This window comes from Glaciecola petra (assembly GCF_031846345.1).
Lineage (GTDB): Bacteria > Pseudomonadota > Gammaproteobacteria > Enterobacterales > Alteromonadaceae > Glaciecola > Glaciecola petra.
On the sequence record NZ_JAVRHX010000008.1, the window covers coordinates 22,942 to 38,733 of the forward strand.

A 15,792-nucleotide genomic window follows, 5' to 3' on the forward strand; every position below is an offset into this window, starting at 1 on the left:
TAAGATAAATAATTCGTTAGTCAATTTGACCAATTAGTCGCCAGCTTAATTAATAACTTCCGTAAGATTGACTCACATACTCACCATAAAAAACTAAGCTATTGATTTAAAATGAATTTATTTTTGGCATTGCGCTTGCTTTATATAAACAATATTAATACCCATTAGGAGTCAACATGAGTCAGAAAAATATGATCACCCTTTCATTTATAACCGCAGTATCAATCGCACAAGCTGCATATACGCCGGCAGTTCTTGCTCACGATGGCTTTAGTACAGACTGCAATACAAATATAGAATCTGAGATGAATTTTGCTAACAACCAACTTACTGTTTGGACGCAAAACAAGCAAGCTATTACATTCGATAAAGCCGGCTACATTAGTGTTGACGGAGAATCGCTAAATCTAAATGCATCGCAACAACAATTAGCTAAGCGCTATTTCCAAGATGTTGAATCAGCCATACCCATGGTAGTTAATGTTACCGTTGAGGCTTTGGAAGTGACCAATATCGCTTTGACAGCAGCATTTACAGGTTTATTGGGTGAGGATAGTGAATTACCTAGGATGATTGGTAGTAAACTAGAAGAAATTAGCACTGCAATTGAAGAGCATGTCTATCAAGATACAGACTCACTCACTTTTAATAGTACCTACTTTGAACAAGACCTCGGGTTTGACGAAAATATTGATGAAGAGATTGAGGCTATTCAAGAAGAAATCATGTCAACAGCCATGGGAGAAGTATTCATGGCTCTAGGTAAAGCTATGATAAGTGGCGATACAGACTTTTCAAACTTTGAACAGCGAATGGAAAAACTAGGTGAAGAAATTGAAATCAAAGCAGAGGCGCTTGCTGAAGAGTTAGAAGAAACAGCTAAAGATTTATGTGAAACTCTGCAGCGCATTGATAACACTGAAAACGAACTTCAATCAATCAAGGGTCTTAAGGATCTTAATATGATAGAAACACATCAGCAAAAAGCATAACAAAAGACATATCTTCTTTTTACAGAAGATGCTTATTGACCGATGAACAAAAACAAGTGACACTGCGGCCAACTCAAAAATCGCAGAGTCACTTTTTTTATGTCTTCTATTTGTATTATTGGATTAGGCTGGTTAGGCTTTCCTTTGACCAAACACCTACAATCTAAACAATACCTCATTAAAGGAACGGTTCGCTCGCCAAATAAACAAAAAATAATAGCGAAAATGCTAAATTCCAAGATAGAGCGATTTGATTTGTACGCACAAGCACAACAAAATGCAGATGAAAAGCCTATGATCGAGAGCCTAGCGGCTTCAGAAGTTGTTGTTATTAACATTCCTCCCGGTCGAAAAAACTTTAATGCTGAATTATACATCAAGAATATGCAAGGCTTGATTCAGCGAGCTTTTGATAACGCTTGTAAGCATCTAGTTTTTGTCAGTACCACCGGTGTGTTTTCTAACAGCCATAGCATTGTTACCAACACTTCACTCGCTGATGCAAATACGCCATCAGGCGTTGCCCACGCAAAAATAGAAAATTATTTATTAAACAACTATTTTAATGCTACGACCATTATAAGGCCGGCTGGCCTTGTAGGCCCAACTCAGAATTTTGCAGAAATTGATATTGCCTCGACAGTTCCGAAATTTAGACATCCAATTTATACTTTGTGTCACAAAACCAATATTGAAAAAGGCAATGACCCTGTTAATTTAGTGCATTTAGATGATGTAATTGCAGTAATAGTTGCGGCTATTGAGCAAAAATGCACTGGACAAGCGCTCAATGTTAGTGCCACCGAGCATCCTACAAGAAAAGACTACTATGAATGGTGCGCCAAACAGCTAAATTTGCCTATACCAGGTTTTTTAGAAGATAATAAAAAGCGCCAAATAGGAAAAATAATTGACGCTTCAGATACTTATTCTTTGCTGGGATTGGTGCCTAATTACAATAGCCCTTATAAAATGCTGAAACAAGGCTAGCACAAAAGAGCAGCCAAATGCTGCTCTAATATGACCCTTATCAACTGGGCTTTAGATAATTACCCAATAATAGCTTGCCCAAAGTACTTAAGCGCAACTGTATTGATAAAAATAAGCGCCAATATACCGGGAATGAAAGTCCCTAAAGAAAAATTAACATATTTTGCTAACAAGCTCGTTTTATAGTTTGGAGCACCTTGTTCTAGTTCTGCATTAAAACCAAGCTTCTTCCAACGATAGCTGACAAACATACAAATCAAAAGGCCATTTAGAGGTAATATGGTGTCGTAAAATACATCATATACAACATCAAAAAATGATTTGTCGGCGCCAGCATAGTTAATAAAGCTTGTGAAAAATTCAAAGAAACCAAAAGAAAATGCACACATTAACGCAAAAACAACCAGCAAAGCCCCGCATATAAATAAAGAGCTTTTGCGGCTCACTCCTTTTTCACTCATTAAGCTAGATACCGGCACTTCAAAAATTGAAACCAATGAAGTGATCGCGGCAAAGAAGACTAATAAGAAGAAAAGACTTGCCACAATACTTGAGCCAACATAGCCTATACTCGACTGTAGCTCTAGAAAGATTTGCGGCAAATAAGAGAATATCATCGAAATCGATGACTCACTTAGTTCGTTAGTATTTACCTCGGGGTTAAACGAAAATATCGCAGGCAATATCATTAAGCCGGCTGTAAAAGCAACGGCTGTATCCGTTAAAGCAACTAGTTTTGCTGATTCAGGTAAATCCGCTTTCTTATTAATATAGCTACCATAAGTAATCATTATTCCCATACCTAACGACAAGGAAAAGAATGCCTGGGAAAGCGCGCCATTCACGACACCTGCGTTTATTTTGTCAAAGTCAGGGACTAGATAGAATTTAACGCCAGCCATGGCGTTATCTTGAAACAGCACGAAAATGACTAACAACACCAACATAGCGAATAAAGCCGGCATGAGTATTTTTGCGGCCTTTTCAATACCTTGTTTAACACCGCCTTGCAAGATTGCATAAACAACAAGTAGCACACCTATCATGTAAACAAACAAGCTGTTTCCAGAAACAAATCCACCAAAAGTTTCTGGTTTTGCAAGTTCGTCTAAATTGCCTATAAGTGATTCAAATAAATAACCAAATATCCACACAGTAATCACTAAATAGAATACCGCGATCATGAAAGGGGTAATAACCGACAACCATCCGGCAAAACGCCATAAGGGATTCGATTTCGACAAATTAGTGTAAGCGCCTAAGGGATCTTTTTGACTTGCCCTGCCCACAGACATTTCAGCAATCATTACCGGTAAACAAATGGCCACAACAAATATTGCGTACATTAATAAAAACGCACCACCGCCATTTTTTGCGGCCCCTACGGGAAAACCAACAAGATTACCAATACCAACTGCAGAACCTGCTGCTGCCAATATAAAACCTATTTTTGAGCCAAATTGCTCGCGTGAACCCGCCATGAGAACTCCTTATTATTTTTATTATGAGCATATTGTTTGTTTTTGGTCAGTCGCATTAGTCTGGAACAGTTTTGCATATGTACTGAGCAATGCTTTATCGAATATGCTTATTCAACCATATATTAGCAATGTGAACGTAAATTGTCTTAAAAATTTATCCTAGGCAGATTAGTCTAAAAACCACTCATCTTTAGTATTGTATATTTTGGCCATCCCAATCAAAATAATACGGTGATTGTTCACAGTCTAATTGTTCAATATGTTCTAGTAATCTTTCGGCTGTATACTGCGCGGTAAAAAGTTTACCGGGCTTTACGTTTGCTTGAAATGGTTTTGATAACTCAGTGTCTACCGTCCCAGGGTGATAGCAGGCAAGCACGCTATTAGGCGTGCGGCGCTTATATTCAATGCTAGCGGTTTTTACTATCATATTTAGCGCTGCTTTAGAGGCTCTATATCCGTACCATCCACCCAAGCCATTTTCACTAATGCTACCTACCCTGGCACTAAAGAATATCAAACATGCTCGATTTTTATTAACTGACTTCACTAAATGCTTTAACCATAACGCAGGTAATATGGTGTTAACTGCAAAATACTCAGCTAAAGCGCTTTGTTGGATGTCTTCTAGTCTTTTTTCCGGTTTCAAACTGCCTATATTAGTATCTTCAGATACACGATGCAGTACGCCCGTTGTACATATGACTTTATCGAAACGAATACCTTTTTGGGTGGTTGCTTGTAGAAACTTGATTATTTCTGATTCGGCACTGGTATCAAACACAGAGTGATTTTGATTTGCATAGCTATGCACAACGTCGCTTCTCGACACAGAATGCACAGTGACAGTATCTTGATTTTGACAATATTGCTTAATAAGCGCTTTAGCGATGCCGCCATTGGCGCCGATTATTAGAATATGATGGCTCATTTTAATTTCGCCTCACAGCTATCTTTACATTCTTTTGCACCCGTATAGTCTGAGCGTTGTTTGCCAGTCACCCAATACGATATACGATACCGATTGCGCGCAAATACCAAATAAGCTTTGTCTGCAAAAAAACGTATGATAGGCCAACGTAAAGGTGCATATAACCATCCTTTGCCGACTAAACTCCATGCTTTATGAGTAGCATCTAAGCCAATTAGCATACTACCGTCTTCCAGCATGCCATGGATACGGTCGTTTAATGCTTGCCAGTCTAATTCAGGATATTCTTCGCTGAAGGAACTTTGCATAATGTCAACAAATGCAAGTTGCTTTTGCGTATTTCGCCGTTTGAGTTGATTCATCTCTTTTGCACATAAAGGACAAGAGCCATCGTAAAAAATTGTAAATGCCATATTATCTTCCCATCGGATTTGTAGAACTTGTACGTAGATAAATGTGCATTAGATGTCTTGAATTATTTTTATTCGTATACACTTATGTTTACACCACAAAAATTACCGCCCAACATAGGAGAATAGCATGGCAAATGAGAGTATTACTTTAGGAGGTGGTTGCTTTTGGTGCATTGAGACGGCATTTAACAGTGTGGAAGGTATAATCAATGCATTTAGTGGATACGCAAACGGGCATAGCAATAATGCTCCCTCATATGAGCTCGTTTGTTCTGGTGATACTGGATTCAATGAAGTTGTTCAGGTTACGTTCGACAATGAAATCATTAGCCTTAGAGAAGTATTAGAAATATTTTTTGCCTTGCATGATCCTACACAATTAAATAGACAAGGTAACGACACGGGCACGCAATATCGCAGTGGCATATATTATCACAATGACAAGCAAAAACTTGCAGCAGAAACTATTGTAAAAGAAATAGTAGATACAGAAATATGGCCGAATCCAGTAGTCACTGAAATTGAACCTTTAAAAGTTTACTTCCAAGCAGAAGATTACCATCAAGATTATTTCAGTAACAACCCACAAAATATGTACTGTAATATGGTAGTTGCGCCAAAACTCGCTAAGTTTAAACAAACCTTTGCAAAACGTTTAAAGTGAATACTGGCAACTAATAAGTAAACATTACGAACGAAAAATCGGAATAAACAAACCCTATTCAAACCATGTAGAAGGCATTTTTAGTGTAAAAAGCAATGGAGACATTTTCTCATAGCGTTCTCTATCTGCTTCGCACACAATATTTTTGTTATAATTTTTACGCCATGGGTCGTTAATCAAATACAGCATATTTCCCTTCACTGCCACGCCTTCTATGGAAGCATTATTCATTTTATGAGTAGACTCGCATTCTTCAGATTGCTGAGAAGTTACTTCATATTGTAGAGATACTATTTTAGTCGCTTTAGTTCTTCCTAAGTCAATGATCCATAACTGATTATCGTTGCGAGCAGCCGCAATTAAAAATCCGCTATGATTGGGAGAAGGATAATAAACTTCCATACCATTAATTGGATGATTGGCTTTTTCAGCTAAACCCTCATTTAAATCAGGTATTAATAATTGTGCATCTTTAACATCAATAAATTCGTCTACGGCGTCAAACAATGAGGGCGTATATGCAAATTCAAAAACTCTTGGTGCGCTTTGGGCGTCTTTTTCCAAACCAATTAATAGCCTACCATCACGCGTGAGTGCAAGACCTTCAATCCCATCGTTAGGGTAGTCACCGAGGCCATCAGATTGATCAAACCTTAATGCCCTAATGCCTGTGACTAGTAATACTTCGTTGATAAGAGAAATCTTAACCAGCAAAGTAGGATGTTTCGTGTTTCCTGTATTATTTATACCACCATATTGGGTCTTACAGGCTTTCGAAAGCCCAGGGTAACGGGTGGCATCCTCCGTCACCAATAACCATTCTGGACTCATGCTGGCCGAATTATTATTGATTGCTACTAATCCTTCATAATCAGGGCTCGAGGACAAGTAATCAACAAAACAGCTACTGGTTAAAGCCTTAGACATTTTGATTGGCCCATGCTTTTGTAAAATATTGCCAGAGAGGGGATCGAGTTCATGCAGACGTTTTATTTGAGTAGCATGTGCACTGGCATCCGATACACTGAATAAACGTTCTCCGAGAAAACTCAAGCCCGATGGTTGTGGATCAAGCATCGTAGTGCCGTCTTGCTCTAGTATCCAAGTGCCTTTTAGTACTATTTCACTCGGATAGTCTTGGCCTTTGTCTGTGCAAGCGACAATGGCGAATACAAAAGCAATCAAAATGAAAAGTGGAGAGTTGCGCATAGAGTTGGTTTTATTCCCGTAAATTTACATATCTACCGTAGGGTATAGTTAAACCTAGTAAAATAAAACCAAAATAAGACAACATTTTACATCTTGATAATTGACTCACCTGTAAAAGTTTGATGTGATGTCAGGCAGAAATAACCAACGCGGTGACCTTAAGTCATATATGACAAACAACGCACTGAATCTGCCCAAAGTCCTTGCAGGGCCGATTGTCAGACACATCAATGAAAATACTTTTACACTGTGGCTGGTCACTTCGGCTTCAACTCGCTTTACTTTGCTAATGTCTGATAAAAAAGATAGCAAAAACGAACAACTGCCTTTTGATGAGTTACACAATATTGTAGATAATAGCAAGTTAACACAAACAGAGACGCCCGTTGGTGAACGGTGTTTTATTCAACATATATCGCTTAGTCAAGAAGCTTTGTTGGAAGATCAAAAACTCTATTACTACGATTTACAACTCACACTAAAAGACCAGTCAAAAACAGTTTTGTCCAAAGAATGCCCTGAACTCCTCTATCAAGGTGAAAATCGGTTTTCATTTAAATATAGTCAAACACTGAAACAAGTTATTCATGGCTCATGTCGCAAAGCGCATTATGAAGGGCAGGATGCGCTGCCACAACTTGATACATTACTAGAAAACAGCGTGAGTAAAGCACAAGCCAATGAACGCCCTGACCTTGTCCTGTTTACTGGCGATCAAGTCTACATAGATGATGTTGCCGGTCCTATGCTAACCGCAATTAAGCAAGTAATTGATATACTTGGTTTGTACCACGAAGAATTTACAGGAAGCACCATAAAGGATTCTGCAGAACTATTTGCACATAAAGATTCTTACTACAAACGTGAACAATTACTACCCGATAATAAATCAAATGACGATTTATCGGATGCCTTTTTTAAAAGTAAAAAGAAGCCTGTTTTCACATCGGTTAATGCGCTTAACCATTTAATTGCTCTAAACGAAATGCTCGCCTTGTATTTGTTATCATGGTCAAGTCGAATATGGCCGTTTGTACACATCAGCAAAGATGATATCAATAAATACCAGATTCCAAGCGAATATTCTGCCAAGTATGAACACGAAATTAAGCTGATTGCTGATTTTAAAGCAGGTATTGGTCAAGTTGAAAGAGCATTTGCTCATGTTCCTATTTATATGATATTCGATGACCATGACGTGACTGATGATTGGAATTTAACCCGCGGTTGGGAAGAGCAAATATACGGCAACCCATTCTCTAAAAGAATAATCGGCAATGCTTTGTGCGCATACCTTTTATGCCAAGGTATCGGCAACCCCAAATATACTTGGGAAAATTTACAAAACGAGCTAAATAATACCTTTACTAATGAGGGAATATACGAGCATGATTCTTTAATAGATAGACTCTTAGAGCATAAACATTGGCATTATGGGTTAAAAACCTATCCTCCCATTCAAGTTTTGGATACTCGTACACAACGGTGGAGAAGTGAATCAAATAAGAATAAACCTTCAGGTTTGATGGATTGGGAAGCATTGTGCGAACTACAGCAACAAATTATTGGCAAAGAATCGGTTATTATGGTGTCAGCCGCTCCTGTTTATGGTGTAAAACTAATTGAAGCTATTCAAAAGGTTTTTACTGTATTTGGCGGGGCTTTAATGGTTGATGCAGAAAACTGGATGGCGCACAAAGGCACTGCATCTGTCATGTTAAATATATTCAGGCACATAAAAACGCCACCTAATTTTATTATTTTGTCGGGCGATGTACACTACTCCTTTGTCTATGATGTCAGCTTACGATTTAGGCAAAACAGTCCAAAAGTGGTGCAATTTACCTGTTCTGGCATTCACAATGAATTCCCCGATAAATTAATTAGACGCTTTGAACGAGCGAACAAATGGCTGTATGGACATCGCTCACCCTTAAACTGGCTAACGAAAAGACGGAATATGTCCATCAAGGAGCGAGAGTCTAGTGTTGATAAGCGAGATATCGTGAATGCGAGTAGTTTAGGTCTCTTGATATTAACAGACCAAGGTACGGAAGAAGCTTGTAAACTGATCCTTGCAGACGGTTCTCAGGTAACATTTGAGAAAGCGTAATAAAACAAGTTCGTTATAGGAATAAAATGACTCAACACACTCGCGCAGCCATATTTTATGGTTCTACCACGTGCTACACCGAAATGGCTGCCGAAAAAATTCAACAACAATTAGTCGCATTATTATCAACACCTGTTGACCTTTTTGATATTAAAGATACTGCCTTAAGCAAAGCATCGGAATATGACCTTGTACTATTTGGTATATCAACTTGGGACTTTGGTGAATTGCAAGAAGACTGGGAATCGACCTGGGATGATATAAAAGAAATATCATTGCTCGATAAAACCATAGCCTTATTTGGGTTAGGTGACCAACTTGGGTATGCCGACTGGTTTCAAGATGCGCTAGGTATGCTGCATGACGAAGTCATTGTATTGGGTTGCGATATAATAGGTTATTGGCCAAATATTGGATATGAGTTCACCGCATCAAAAGGGCTTACTGAAGACGAACAATTTTTTGTAGGCTTATCCCTTGACGACGAAAATCAATACGATCAAACTGATGAGCGAATAGAACAATGGTGCCAGCAACTTTCAGAACAATTAAATAATATTTAACAAAATTTGCATTTACCCCCTACCCATTTTTTTCTGAATCGATATACTATGGATATTAATAAAAAAAGAGTTGTAGATAATGAAGAGAAAAAAGCACACCTCTGGCGATGATGACGCGCAGATAGACATGACACCAATGCTCGACATTGTGTTTATTATGTTGATATTTTTTATTGTTACTACGACTTTCTCAAATGAGAAAGGCCTAGCAGCGAACAGGCCACCGCCTGATCAACAACCAACCAACCAACCTAGTAAAGCGTTGTCTATCCGCATTGATGCAACAGGGCAAATTCAAATGGGCGGTCGTGTTGTAGACATTCGCAGGGTTGTGGCAAACACCCAAACTTATTTGGCTGAAAATAATACTGATACAGCCGCAATACAAGCCGACGAAGATACAGAACACGGTATTGTGGTAGACGTAATGGATCAAGTAAAACAAGCGGGTATAGTTAACGTATCCGTTTTAGTGAAAAAATAACGGAAATTCATTTATCTATTTAGTAAAAAAAGCCACTCAATAAGTGGCTTTTTTTGTTTGACGTAAAAGTCATTAATGTCAACACACCTTGTTGGTTTTTCGGTTCTCTTTATACAGTGTGTAAAAAATGCTGCTTAAATTAATTGTATTGAAAATCGTACCAAAAATACTGCCAACCAACACCGCATAAAGTAAGCCTAACACTTCAGCTAAAATAAACCATTGCCGAATGCGTAAAGCACTCGTCAACACAATCGAGCCAACGGTAAAAATCATGGACGAAGTATAGGCAAATAATATAATCCAAGCACTTTGCAAATAAAACCACTCATAAATGAAAAAGCCCAAGTTTGCCAATATGAATAAAATGAGTATGCTCTTGCCTCTAAAGCGCATGGCAACGATGTTTCTTATACAAGCCAAAGCACACCCATACCCAGCCGCTAAAGCGCCTAGTAAAAAGAAATGGATGCTTATTGATGCCAAAGCTATAGCCGAAATGAGTCGGTATCGATTGATATCTTGTTGGCGATAACCAATAAAATTGAAGATTACTGCAATAGCGCCAAAAGACTCAGCAATTAAGTTTTCACTAGCAAACAATCACAACTCCAATGTAGAAGATAGCAAAATTAAGGGGGCGGTATTATGCAGAAATTGTGTGAGATTACTAGCCGTGATTTACACTATTTTGAAAAAAGGCCTTACTAAGCCGCTTTTTGACGTGCAAACCACTCGTCATAACTCAAAAAATAGCTTTCATCCTTGCAGTCTGCTGGATAGGCGTATAAGCCAAATTTTTCGCCCTCTTGATGAGATAAGACAATGGCGTATTTAGGAATTTGAGTAAGTTCATTGTGCATGGGATCCCATATAGGAACATGATAAGTACCTAATTTTAAGATAGGCACTTTAATCCCGTTTATTTCAGTGTAGTGATTAGGGACTGGATTCGGAATAGTTGCATAGATGCAATGAAAAGGGATATTAACTTGAACACCATCCCACCAAAAGCGCTCAACTTTTACCTTGTTAAACAAGCTTGACACGCTTTCTGGAATAACAGTATTCATTAGCTACCTCTGGTGCTTACTCAACATGAAAATGTTGTTCTTTGATAATATGACAACTAGGTTTAATGGATTGTGTTTTCAAAAAATCTAGCGCCGCTGTATATCTATATATCCACCACTTTGACGTTTTTCTTTAGCCCCTTTTGCAAAATTCTCTTCAAATAGCGCCAATTGCTTGATGTTTAATTATTTAAACACTTGCAAACTTATCATTTGAGCAGCGACTTGTTGGGCATGAACAGGTCTGTATTTTGCCAATGGTCCTAGCATAATAGGTGATATTAATTTAAGAATATTGGCTGCAATAGCTTCTCCCTGACGATACTCTTTTCTATCACCAAGCAAAACTGATGGCCTCACTGCTGCAGCGTTGTCAAGCTGTGGCATAGTCAATATCGCATTCTCTAACTCGCCTTTCACTCGCAAATAAAAATTATTACTTTTGGCATTAGCACCCACTGAAGATATCCAAACAAAACTACTCGCACGTTGAGCTCTAGCAAGCTGCGCAGCCACATGGACAAATTCAAAATCAATACGTCTAAACGCTTTTTTAGAACCGGCTTTTTTAATTGTCGTTCCTAGACAACAATAAACGTGATCGACAGTAAAATAGCCTTGGTAGTCTTGTAAGTAATCGAAATCAATAACAATAGCTTGTATTTTATTTAGTGGATCATGATAGTCACGTTGAGCTAAGGGAGATCTCAACAAACAAGTGATATTACTATATTTATCATCCTGGCATAGTTGATAAAGCAATGCCTTACCAACTAAACCTGAAGCACCTAAAACAATTGCTGTATATTGTTTTTTTGCCGCCATTTGTTAGGAGAAAAGCATATTTGCTAGGGTTTTTTGCACATCTGCAGCTAGCGATTTTTTAATTTCGATTTCAATAGGTGAACCCTGACCCGAAATCCAGATTTTAAGCTCGCAATCTGAATCGAAGTTTCCTGCAGTTTGCACATTAAACTGCGTAATCGATTTATACGGAATACTTAGATAATCAACTTTTTTACCAGTCATGCCTTGCTTATCAATATTGATAAGACGTTTGTTAGTAAACACGTGTAAGTCACGTACCATTTTATAAGCATGCATTACTTGCTCGTTATCTGCTAAAACAGCACTCAATTCTTCATTTATTTCGCCGGCATCTGCTTCACTTGCATTGCCCATTAAAGAGTCTAATAAACCCATAAATATTCCTTAGTGTTTTGCTGGTGAATGACATACGCTAGAACATGTTGACATAAGATGCAATCCAAAGCGTAAATTGTGCTAGAGTTAGATGTCTCAAATATAAACCAAACTATTATTATGTCTTTTGAAAACCTGAAATAGGAAACGTCATAAATGATTGAATTTAATGATATTTTACAAGCTCATGCTCGTATAAAATCTATCGTTAAACATACCGAAGTCGTACATTCTAAACTGTTAAATAAATGGATGGGCCATGAGATTTTTTTCAAAGTCGAATGCATGCAAACCACCGGTGCATTTAAGCTTAGAGGCGCAAGTAACTTTTTAGCTAAACTTGCTGAACAAGAGAGCCTACCAAAGCACATAGTTGCAAACTCGTCAGGAAACCATGCGCAGGCGGTCGCGTTTGCAGCGAAACAATTCAATATACCAGTTACTATTTACGCAACGAGTAATATCTCGAGTATTAAGGCTGCCGCGACAAAGCATTATGGTGCTGAACTGAAACTTTTTGATACTCGATTACAAGCAGATTCTGCTGTTCAAGAAGCGGCGTCTGAAAAAGATGTCGTATGGATACCGCCTTTTAATCATCCGGACATTATTGCAGGACAAGGAACCGCTTGCCTAGAGGCCTTACAAAGTATAGACAATATAAATGCCGTGTTTGCGCCTTGTGGAGGTGGAGGGTTACTATCGGGTACTTATGTGTGCGCTAAGCATTTTGATCCGCAAATTAAGGTGATTGGCGCAGAACCACTTGCTGCAAATGATGCAGCCCAATCATTACGCAATGGCCGCATAATTAGCCTACAACAAACGCCAAAAACGCTAGCTGATGGCGCAGCAACACCATCGGTTGGACATCATACTTACGAGATTTTACAGCAACTCGACGGTTTTTATGAAGTAAATGAAACAGACATTGCGTATTGGACTCAATGGTTGCATCATCTATTAAAAATGCATATTGAGCCGACCTGTGCCATGACGATGCAAGCCGTCGCAGAGTGGTTGAATGACCAAGTTTCGCCACAACGTGTTATGGTAATAATATCTGGCGGAAATATAAGCGCTACAAGCATGCAAAACGTGTGGGCCCATGATCACTTAACTAAATTACCTAGTTTGGGCCAAACTCACTTGAATAATTTATCAAATAAATAGGTTAACAATGAAAGCAACTTCTCTCACTTTTCTTTTACTATCTTGTGCCCTGTTGAGTTTTTCAATTAGCGCTCAAGAAAAAACAAAATATATTAATGCAAATGGCTACACCTTAAATGATAGTGGTGAACTTCTTCGCTTCAGGCAGTTTGTGGTTTTAGACGACAAAATTGTATCGATTGATGAAAGAAGTGAGCATAGTAAAAATATAGATATTGTTGATCTAAAAGGAAAAACAGTCTTACCTGGTTTAATCGATGCACATGGCCACATTTTAGGATTAGGTGCAAACTTACTCGAAGTGGATTTACGCAATACAAAAAGCGAACAAGAAGCCGTTCAGCGAGTGCTTGCTTTTGTAAGTAAATATAAAGCCTCTAACAATACTGCTCCTAAATGGGTGATAGGGAGAGGTTGGAATCAAGTATTGTGGCCAAGTAAATCATTTCCATCCAAGGCCTCGTTAGATAAATTTTTTCCAGATGTACCAGTCTACCTGTCGCGCATAGACGGTCATGCTGCTTGGGTCAATTCAAAGGCTTTAACCCTCGCAAATATCACTAAATCAACAATATCCCCGTCTGGAGGCGAGATCATCATAGACGCCACTGGCGAGCCGACTGGCGTTCTTATTGACAACGCCGAATACTTAGTTACCTCACTCATTCCAAAGCCTGATAAAGCAACTATAGAAGCACAGTTTTTAGCTGCCATGAATCATTTAATCAGTTTGGGTATCACCAGTGCACACGATGCTGGCATAAATAAAACAATCCGTGACTTTTATATCGATAAAGCTGAAAGTGAGCAAATACCAATGCGTATATACGCAATGTTAGCAGCGACTGATCCTCAGCTATTGCAAATGCTCAAAGATGGACATTATGAAGATAGTAACAATACCTTGAGTATACGCAGCGTCAAAGCATATGGCGACGGCGCATTAGGCAGTAGAGGCGCCGCCTTGCTTAAACCCTACTCTGACGATCCTGACAATAGCGGCTTATTAGTAACTGCTGAGGAAAAACTACCCAGTTTATTTAACACGATCATAGGCGCAAATTTTCAGCTGAATTTTCATGCTATCGGCGATCGCGCAAATAGACTTGCCTTGCAACAATTTGCACGTACTTTTGAAAATTTCCCTGAAAACAAGTCAAGACATAGAATAGAACATGCCCAGGTTATAGCGGTTGAAGACATTCCCCTCTTTGAAGAATTTGGCATCATCCCTTCGATGCAGCCCACACACGCTACTAGCGATATGAATATGGCCGAAGATAGAATAGGTAAAGCGCGTTTGAAAGGTGCTTATGCTTGGCAAACGTTTTTAAACCAAGGCACACCAATTGCGTTTGGTTCAGATTTTCCGGTGGAACTTGCGAACCCTTTTCATGGTTTACACGCCGCTATCACTAGACAAAATGACCAAAAACAGCCAAAAGACGGTTGGATTGCAAATGAGCGTGTCTCAAGACAAGCGGCCTTAAAAGGATTCACTCTTGATGCAGCTTATGCCGCTTTTCAAGAAAACATGCTGGGCAGCCTTGAAGTTGGCAAAAAAGCTGATTTTATAGTGATAGATAAAGACTATTTTGAAATCGAAGCCTCTGAAATACGCGATATCCAAGTGCTAGCAACCTACGTCAACGGCAATTTGGTGTATGCTATAGATTAGGCTTTACGGATTTCAGTCTTCACGCTACTTCATGCTAGTTAAAATGCATCTAGCATGGATTGTGTGTAGTTATTGGGGTCAATACTCAGTTGGTACTTTTGCATCAACGTATCAAGTGCCAACTGTTCTATCGCTAATTCATCCATGACAATTGCGTTGTCATCTAATTCCCATAATAGGCGCGAGCCAGCATAGCTAAATTGTAAAGCTGTTAAGGCATTAACATCCCCTTTTTTTGCTGATTTCTTTATATTATGCATTTTGCGCGTAATCTTATTTAGCGCTTGTTTTAGCTCCCATACATAAACAACTTCTAACATAAAGGGGTGTTGTCTGCTCTTATTCAGACACCAAGCAATAAAAATGCTAGTCAACATAACACCGCTTAAATTCCAATGAAAATGACTGCCATCTTCATTAGGAAAAAACGCTATTAATGTTTGAGAAATTACCAAACTGCCTATTGCCAACAGCGCGATACAAGCAATAAAGACATATCTTAAATGACTACGATAACGTGCCTTACTGATTTTTATGAGTTGCACTTCTTTTGAAAGTACTTTTTTTGCAGACAATTTATTTGGCAAAATAGCTACCTTTTAGAACAATCATAAGGTAGTCGAGACAAAAGAAAATCGTTCGACAGTTCCCGATTCTAGTTCCACTTTTTCAAAAAACATGTCATAAGGCCTTACCCAAAGTGTTTTTTCACCATATAAGGGCCTGTAAAGGACCAAGGTGGATTCATCTTCTGAATGCTTTACAACATCAATCACTTCGTATTTACCGCCCTTAAAATGACGATATAAGCCTTTTTTAAACATT

General features: G+C 38.6%; 18 protein-coding genes. 8 read left to right on the forward strand and 10 right to left on the reverse strand.

All coding sequences use genetic code 11. From position 1 onward, the window contains the following. Nucleotides 1-176: 176 nt before the first annotated feature. Complete coding sequence (locus RM552_RS16875; protein WP_311370058.1) at nucleotides 177-992, forward strand: DUF2884 family protein; 816 nt, start codon at nucleotides 177-179, stop codon at nucleotides 990-992. Nucleotides 993-1,091: 99 nt separating this feature from the next. Then, nucleotides 1,092-1,982 carry an NAD-dependent epimerase/dehydratase family protein gene (locus RM552_RS16880; protein WP_311370059.1) on the forward strand — a complete coding sequence of 297 codons (891 nt, stop codon included), beginning with the start codon at nucleotides 1,092-1,094 and terminating at the stop codon, nucleotides 1,980-1,982. A gap of 59 nt (nucleotides 1,983-2,041) precedes the next feature. Here the strand turns inward: RM552_RS16880 and RM552_RS16885 are convergent, their stop codons facing one another. From RM552_RS16885 to RM552_RS16895, 3 genes are all read right to left on the reverse strand, one after another. Then, on the reverse strand, nucleotides 2,042-3,463 hold the full coding sequence (locus tag RM552_RS16885) for a sodium-dependent transporter (protein ID WP_311370060.1): 1,422 nt from the start codon (nucleotides 3,461-3,463) through the stop codon (nucleotides 2,042-2,044). A gap of 190 nt (nucleotides 3,464-3,653) precedes the next feature. Then, nucleotides 3,654-4,394, reverse strand: a complete 741-nt coding sequence (locus RM552_RS16890; protein ID WP_311370061.1) for an SDR family NAD(P)-dependent oxidoreductase — start codon at nucleotides 4,392-4,394, stop codon at nucleotides 3,654-3,656. After that, the gene (locus tag RM552_RS16895) at nucleotides 4,391-4,807 is read right to left on the reverse strand and encodes a thiol-disulfide oxidoreductase DCC family protein (protein WP_311370062.1); all 417 of its coding nucleotides are present in this window, start codon (nucleotides 4,805-4,807) and stop codon (nucleotides 4,391-4,393) included. Before RM552_RS16895 ends, RM552_RS16890 begins: the two co-directional genes overlap by 4 nt. A gap of 127 nt (nucleotides 4,808-4,934) precedes the next feature. On the opposite strand from RM552_RS16895, the gene msrA reads away from it, so the two are divergent. Next, the gene (msrA, locus tag RM552_RS16900) at nucleotides 4,935-5,471 is read left to right on the forward strand and encodes a peptide-methionine (S)-S-oxide reductase MsrA (protein ID WP_311370063.1); all 537 of its coding nucleotides are present in this window, start codon (nucleotides 4,935-4,937) and stop codon (nucleotides 5,469-5,471) included. 54 nt (nucleotides 5,472-5,525) lie between these two features. Here the strand turns inward: msrA and RM552_RS16905 are convergent, their stop codons facing one another. After that, on the reverse strand, nucleotides 5,526-6,680 hold the full coding sequence (locus tag RM552_RS16905; RefSeq protein ID WP_311370064.1) for a hypothetical protein: 1,155 nt from the start codon (nucleotides 6,678-6,680) through the stop codon (nucleotides 5,526-5,528). Nucleotides 6,681-6,807: 127 nt separating this feature from the next. On the opposite strand from RM552_RS16905, the gene RM552_RS16910 reads away from it, so the two are divergent. The 3 genes from RM552_RS16910 to RM552_RS16920 all read left to right on the forward strand — a co-directional run bounded on the left by RM552_RS16910 (nucleotide 6,808) and on the right by RM552_RS16920 (nucleotide 9,840). Beyond that, complete coding sequence (locus RM552_RS16910) at nucleotides 6,808-8,793, forward strand: metallophosphoesterase family protein (RefSeq protein ID WP_311370065.1); 1,986 nt, start codon at nucleotides 6,808-6,810, stop codon at nucleotides 8,791-8,793. A 26-nt stretch (nucleotides 8,794-8,819) separates the two neighbouring features. Next, entirely contained in the window at nucleotides 8,820-9,356 is a 537-nt protein-coding gene (gene fldB / locus RM552_RS16915; RefSeq protein WP_311370066.1) for a flavodoxin FldB, read from the forward strand. A 79-nt stretch (nucleotides 9,357-9,435) separates the two neighbouring features. Continuing rightward, complete coding sequence (locus RM552_RS16920; protein ID WP_311370067.1) at nucleotides 9,436-9,840, forward strand: ExbD/TolR family protein; 405 nt, start codon at nucleotides 9,436-9,438, stop codon at nucleotides 9,838-9,840. Nucleotides 9,841-9,918: 78 nt separating this feature from the next. Here RM552_RS16920 and RM552_RS16925 read toward each other — a convergent pair whose 3' ends face one another. The 4 genes from RM552_RS16925 to RM552_RS16940 all read right to left on the reverse strand — a co-directional run bounded on the left by RM552_RS16925 (nucleotide 9,919) and on the right by RM552_RS16940 (nucleotide 12,116). After that, on the reverse strand, nucleotides 9,919-10,443 hold the full coding sequence (locus tag RM552_RS16925) for a YgjV family protein (RefSeq protein ID WP_311370068.1): 525 nt from the start codon (nucleotides 10,441-10,443) through the stop codon (nucleotides 9,919-9,921). Nucleotides 10,444-10,547: 104 nt separating this feature from the next. Further along, the gene (locus tag RM552_RS16930; RefSeq protein ID WP_311370069.1) at nucleotides 10,548-10,913 is read right to left on the reverse strand and encodes a hypothetical protein; all 366 of its coding nucleotides are present in this window, start codon (nucleotides 10,911-10,913) and stop codon (nucleotides 10,548-10,550) included. Between the two features lie 186 nt (nucleotides 10,914-11,099). Further along, entirely contained in the window at nucleotides 11,100-11,738 is a 639-nt protein-coding gene (locus RM552_RS16935; protein ID WP_311370070.1) for an NAD(P)H-binding protein, read from the reverse strand. 3 nt (nucleotides 11,739-11,741) lie between these two features. Further along, complete coding sequence (locus tag RM552_RS16940) at nucleotides 11,742-12,116, reverse strand: PH domain-containing protein (protein WP_311370071.1); 375 nt, start codon at nucleotides 12,114-12,116, stop codon at nucleotides 11,742-11,744. A gap of 156 nt (nucleotides 12,117-12,272) precedes the next feature. On the opposite strand from RM552_RS16940, the gene RM552_RS16945 reads away from it, so the two are divergent. Both RM552_RS16945 and RM552_RS16950 read left to right on the forward strand, forming a co-directional pair. Beyond that, nucleotides 12,273-13,289: a serine/threonine dehydratase gene (locus RM552_RS16945; protein WP_311370072.1), complete on the forward strand. Its 1,017-nt coding sequence runs from the start codon at nucleotides 12,273-12,275 to the stop codon at nucleotides 13,287-13,289. Between the two features lie 7 nt (nucleotides 13,290-13,296). Then, nucleotides 13,297-14,967, forward strand: a complete 1,671-nt coding sequence (locus tag RM552_RS16950; protein ID WP_311370073.1) for an amidohydrolase — start codon at nucleotides 13,297-13,299, stop codon at nucleotides 14,965-14,967. Nucleotides 14,968-15,005: 38 nt separating this feature from the next. Here RM552_RS16950 and RM552_RS16955 read toward each other — a convergent pair whose 3' ends face one another. Together RM552_RS16955 and RM552_RS16960 are read right to left on the reverse strand one after the other, a co-directional pair. Continuing rightward, a complete protein-coding gene (locus tag RM552_RS16955; protein ID WP_311370159.1) occupies nucleotides 15,006-15,512 on the reverse strand; it encodes a DUF3087 domain-containing protein in 507 nt (168 codons plus the stop codon). Between the two features lie 63 nt (nucleotides 15,513-15,575). Further along, the gene (locus tag RM552_RS16960) at nucleotides 15,576-15,791 is read right to left on the reverse strand and encodes a DUF1653 domain-containing protein (protein WP_311370074.1); all 216 of its coding nucleotides are present in this window, start codon (nucleotides 15,789-15,791) and stop codon (nucleotides 15,576-15,578) included. Between the last annotated feature and the right edge of the window lies 1 nt (nucleotide 15,792).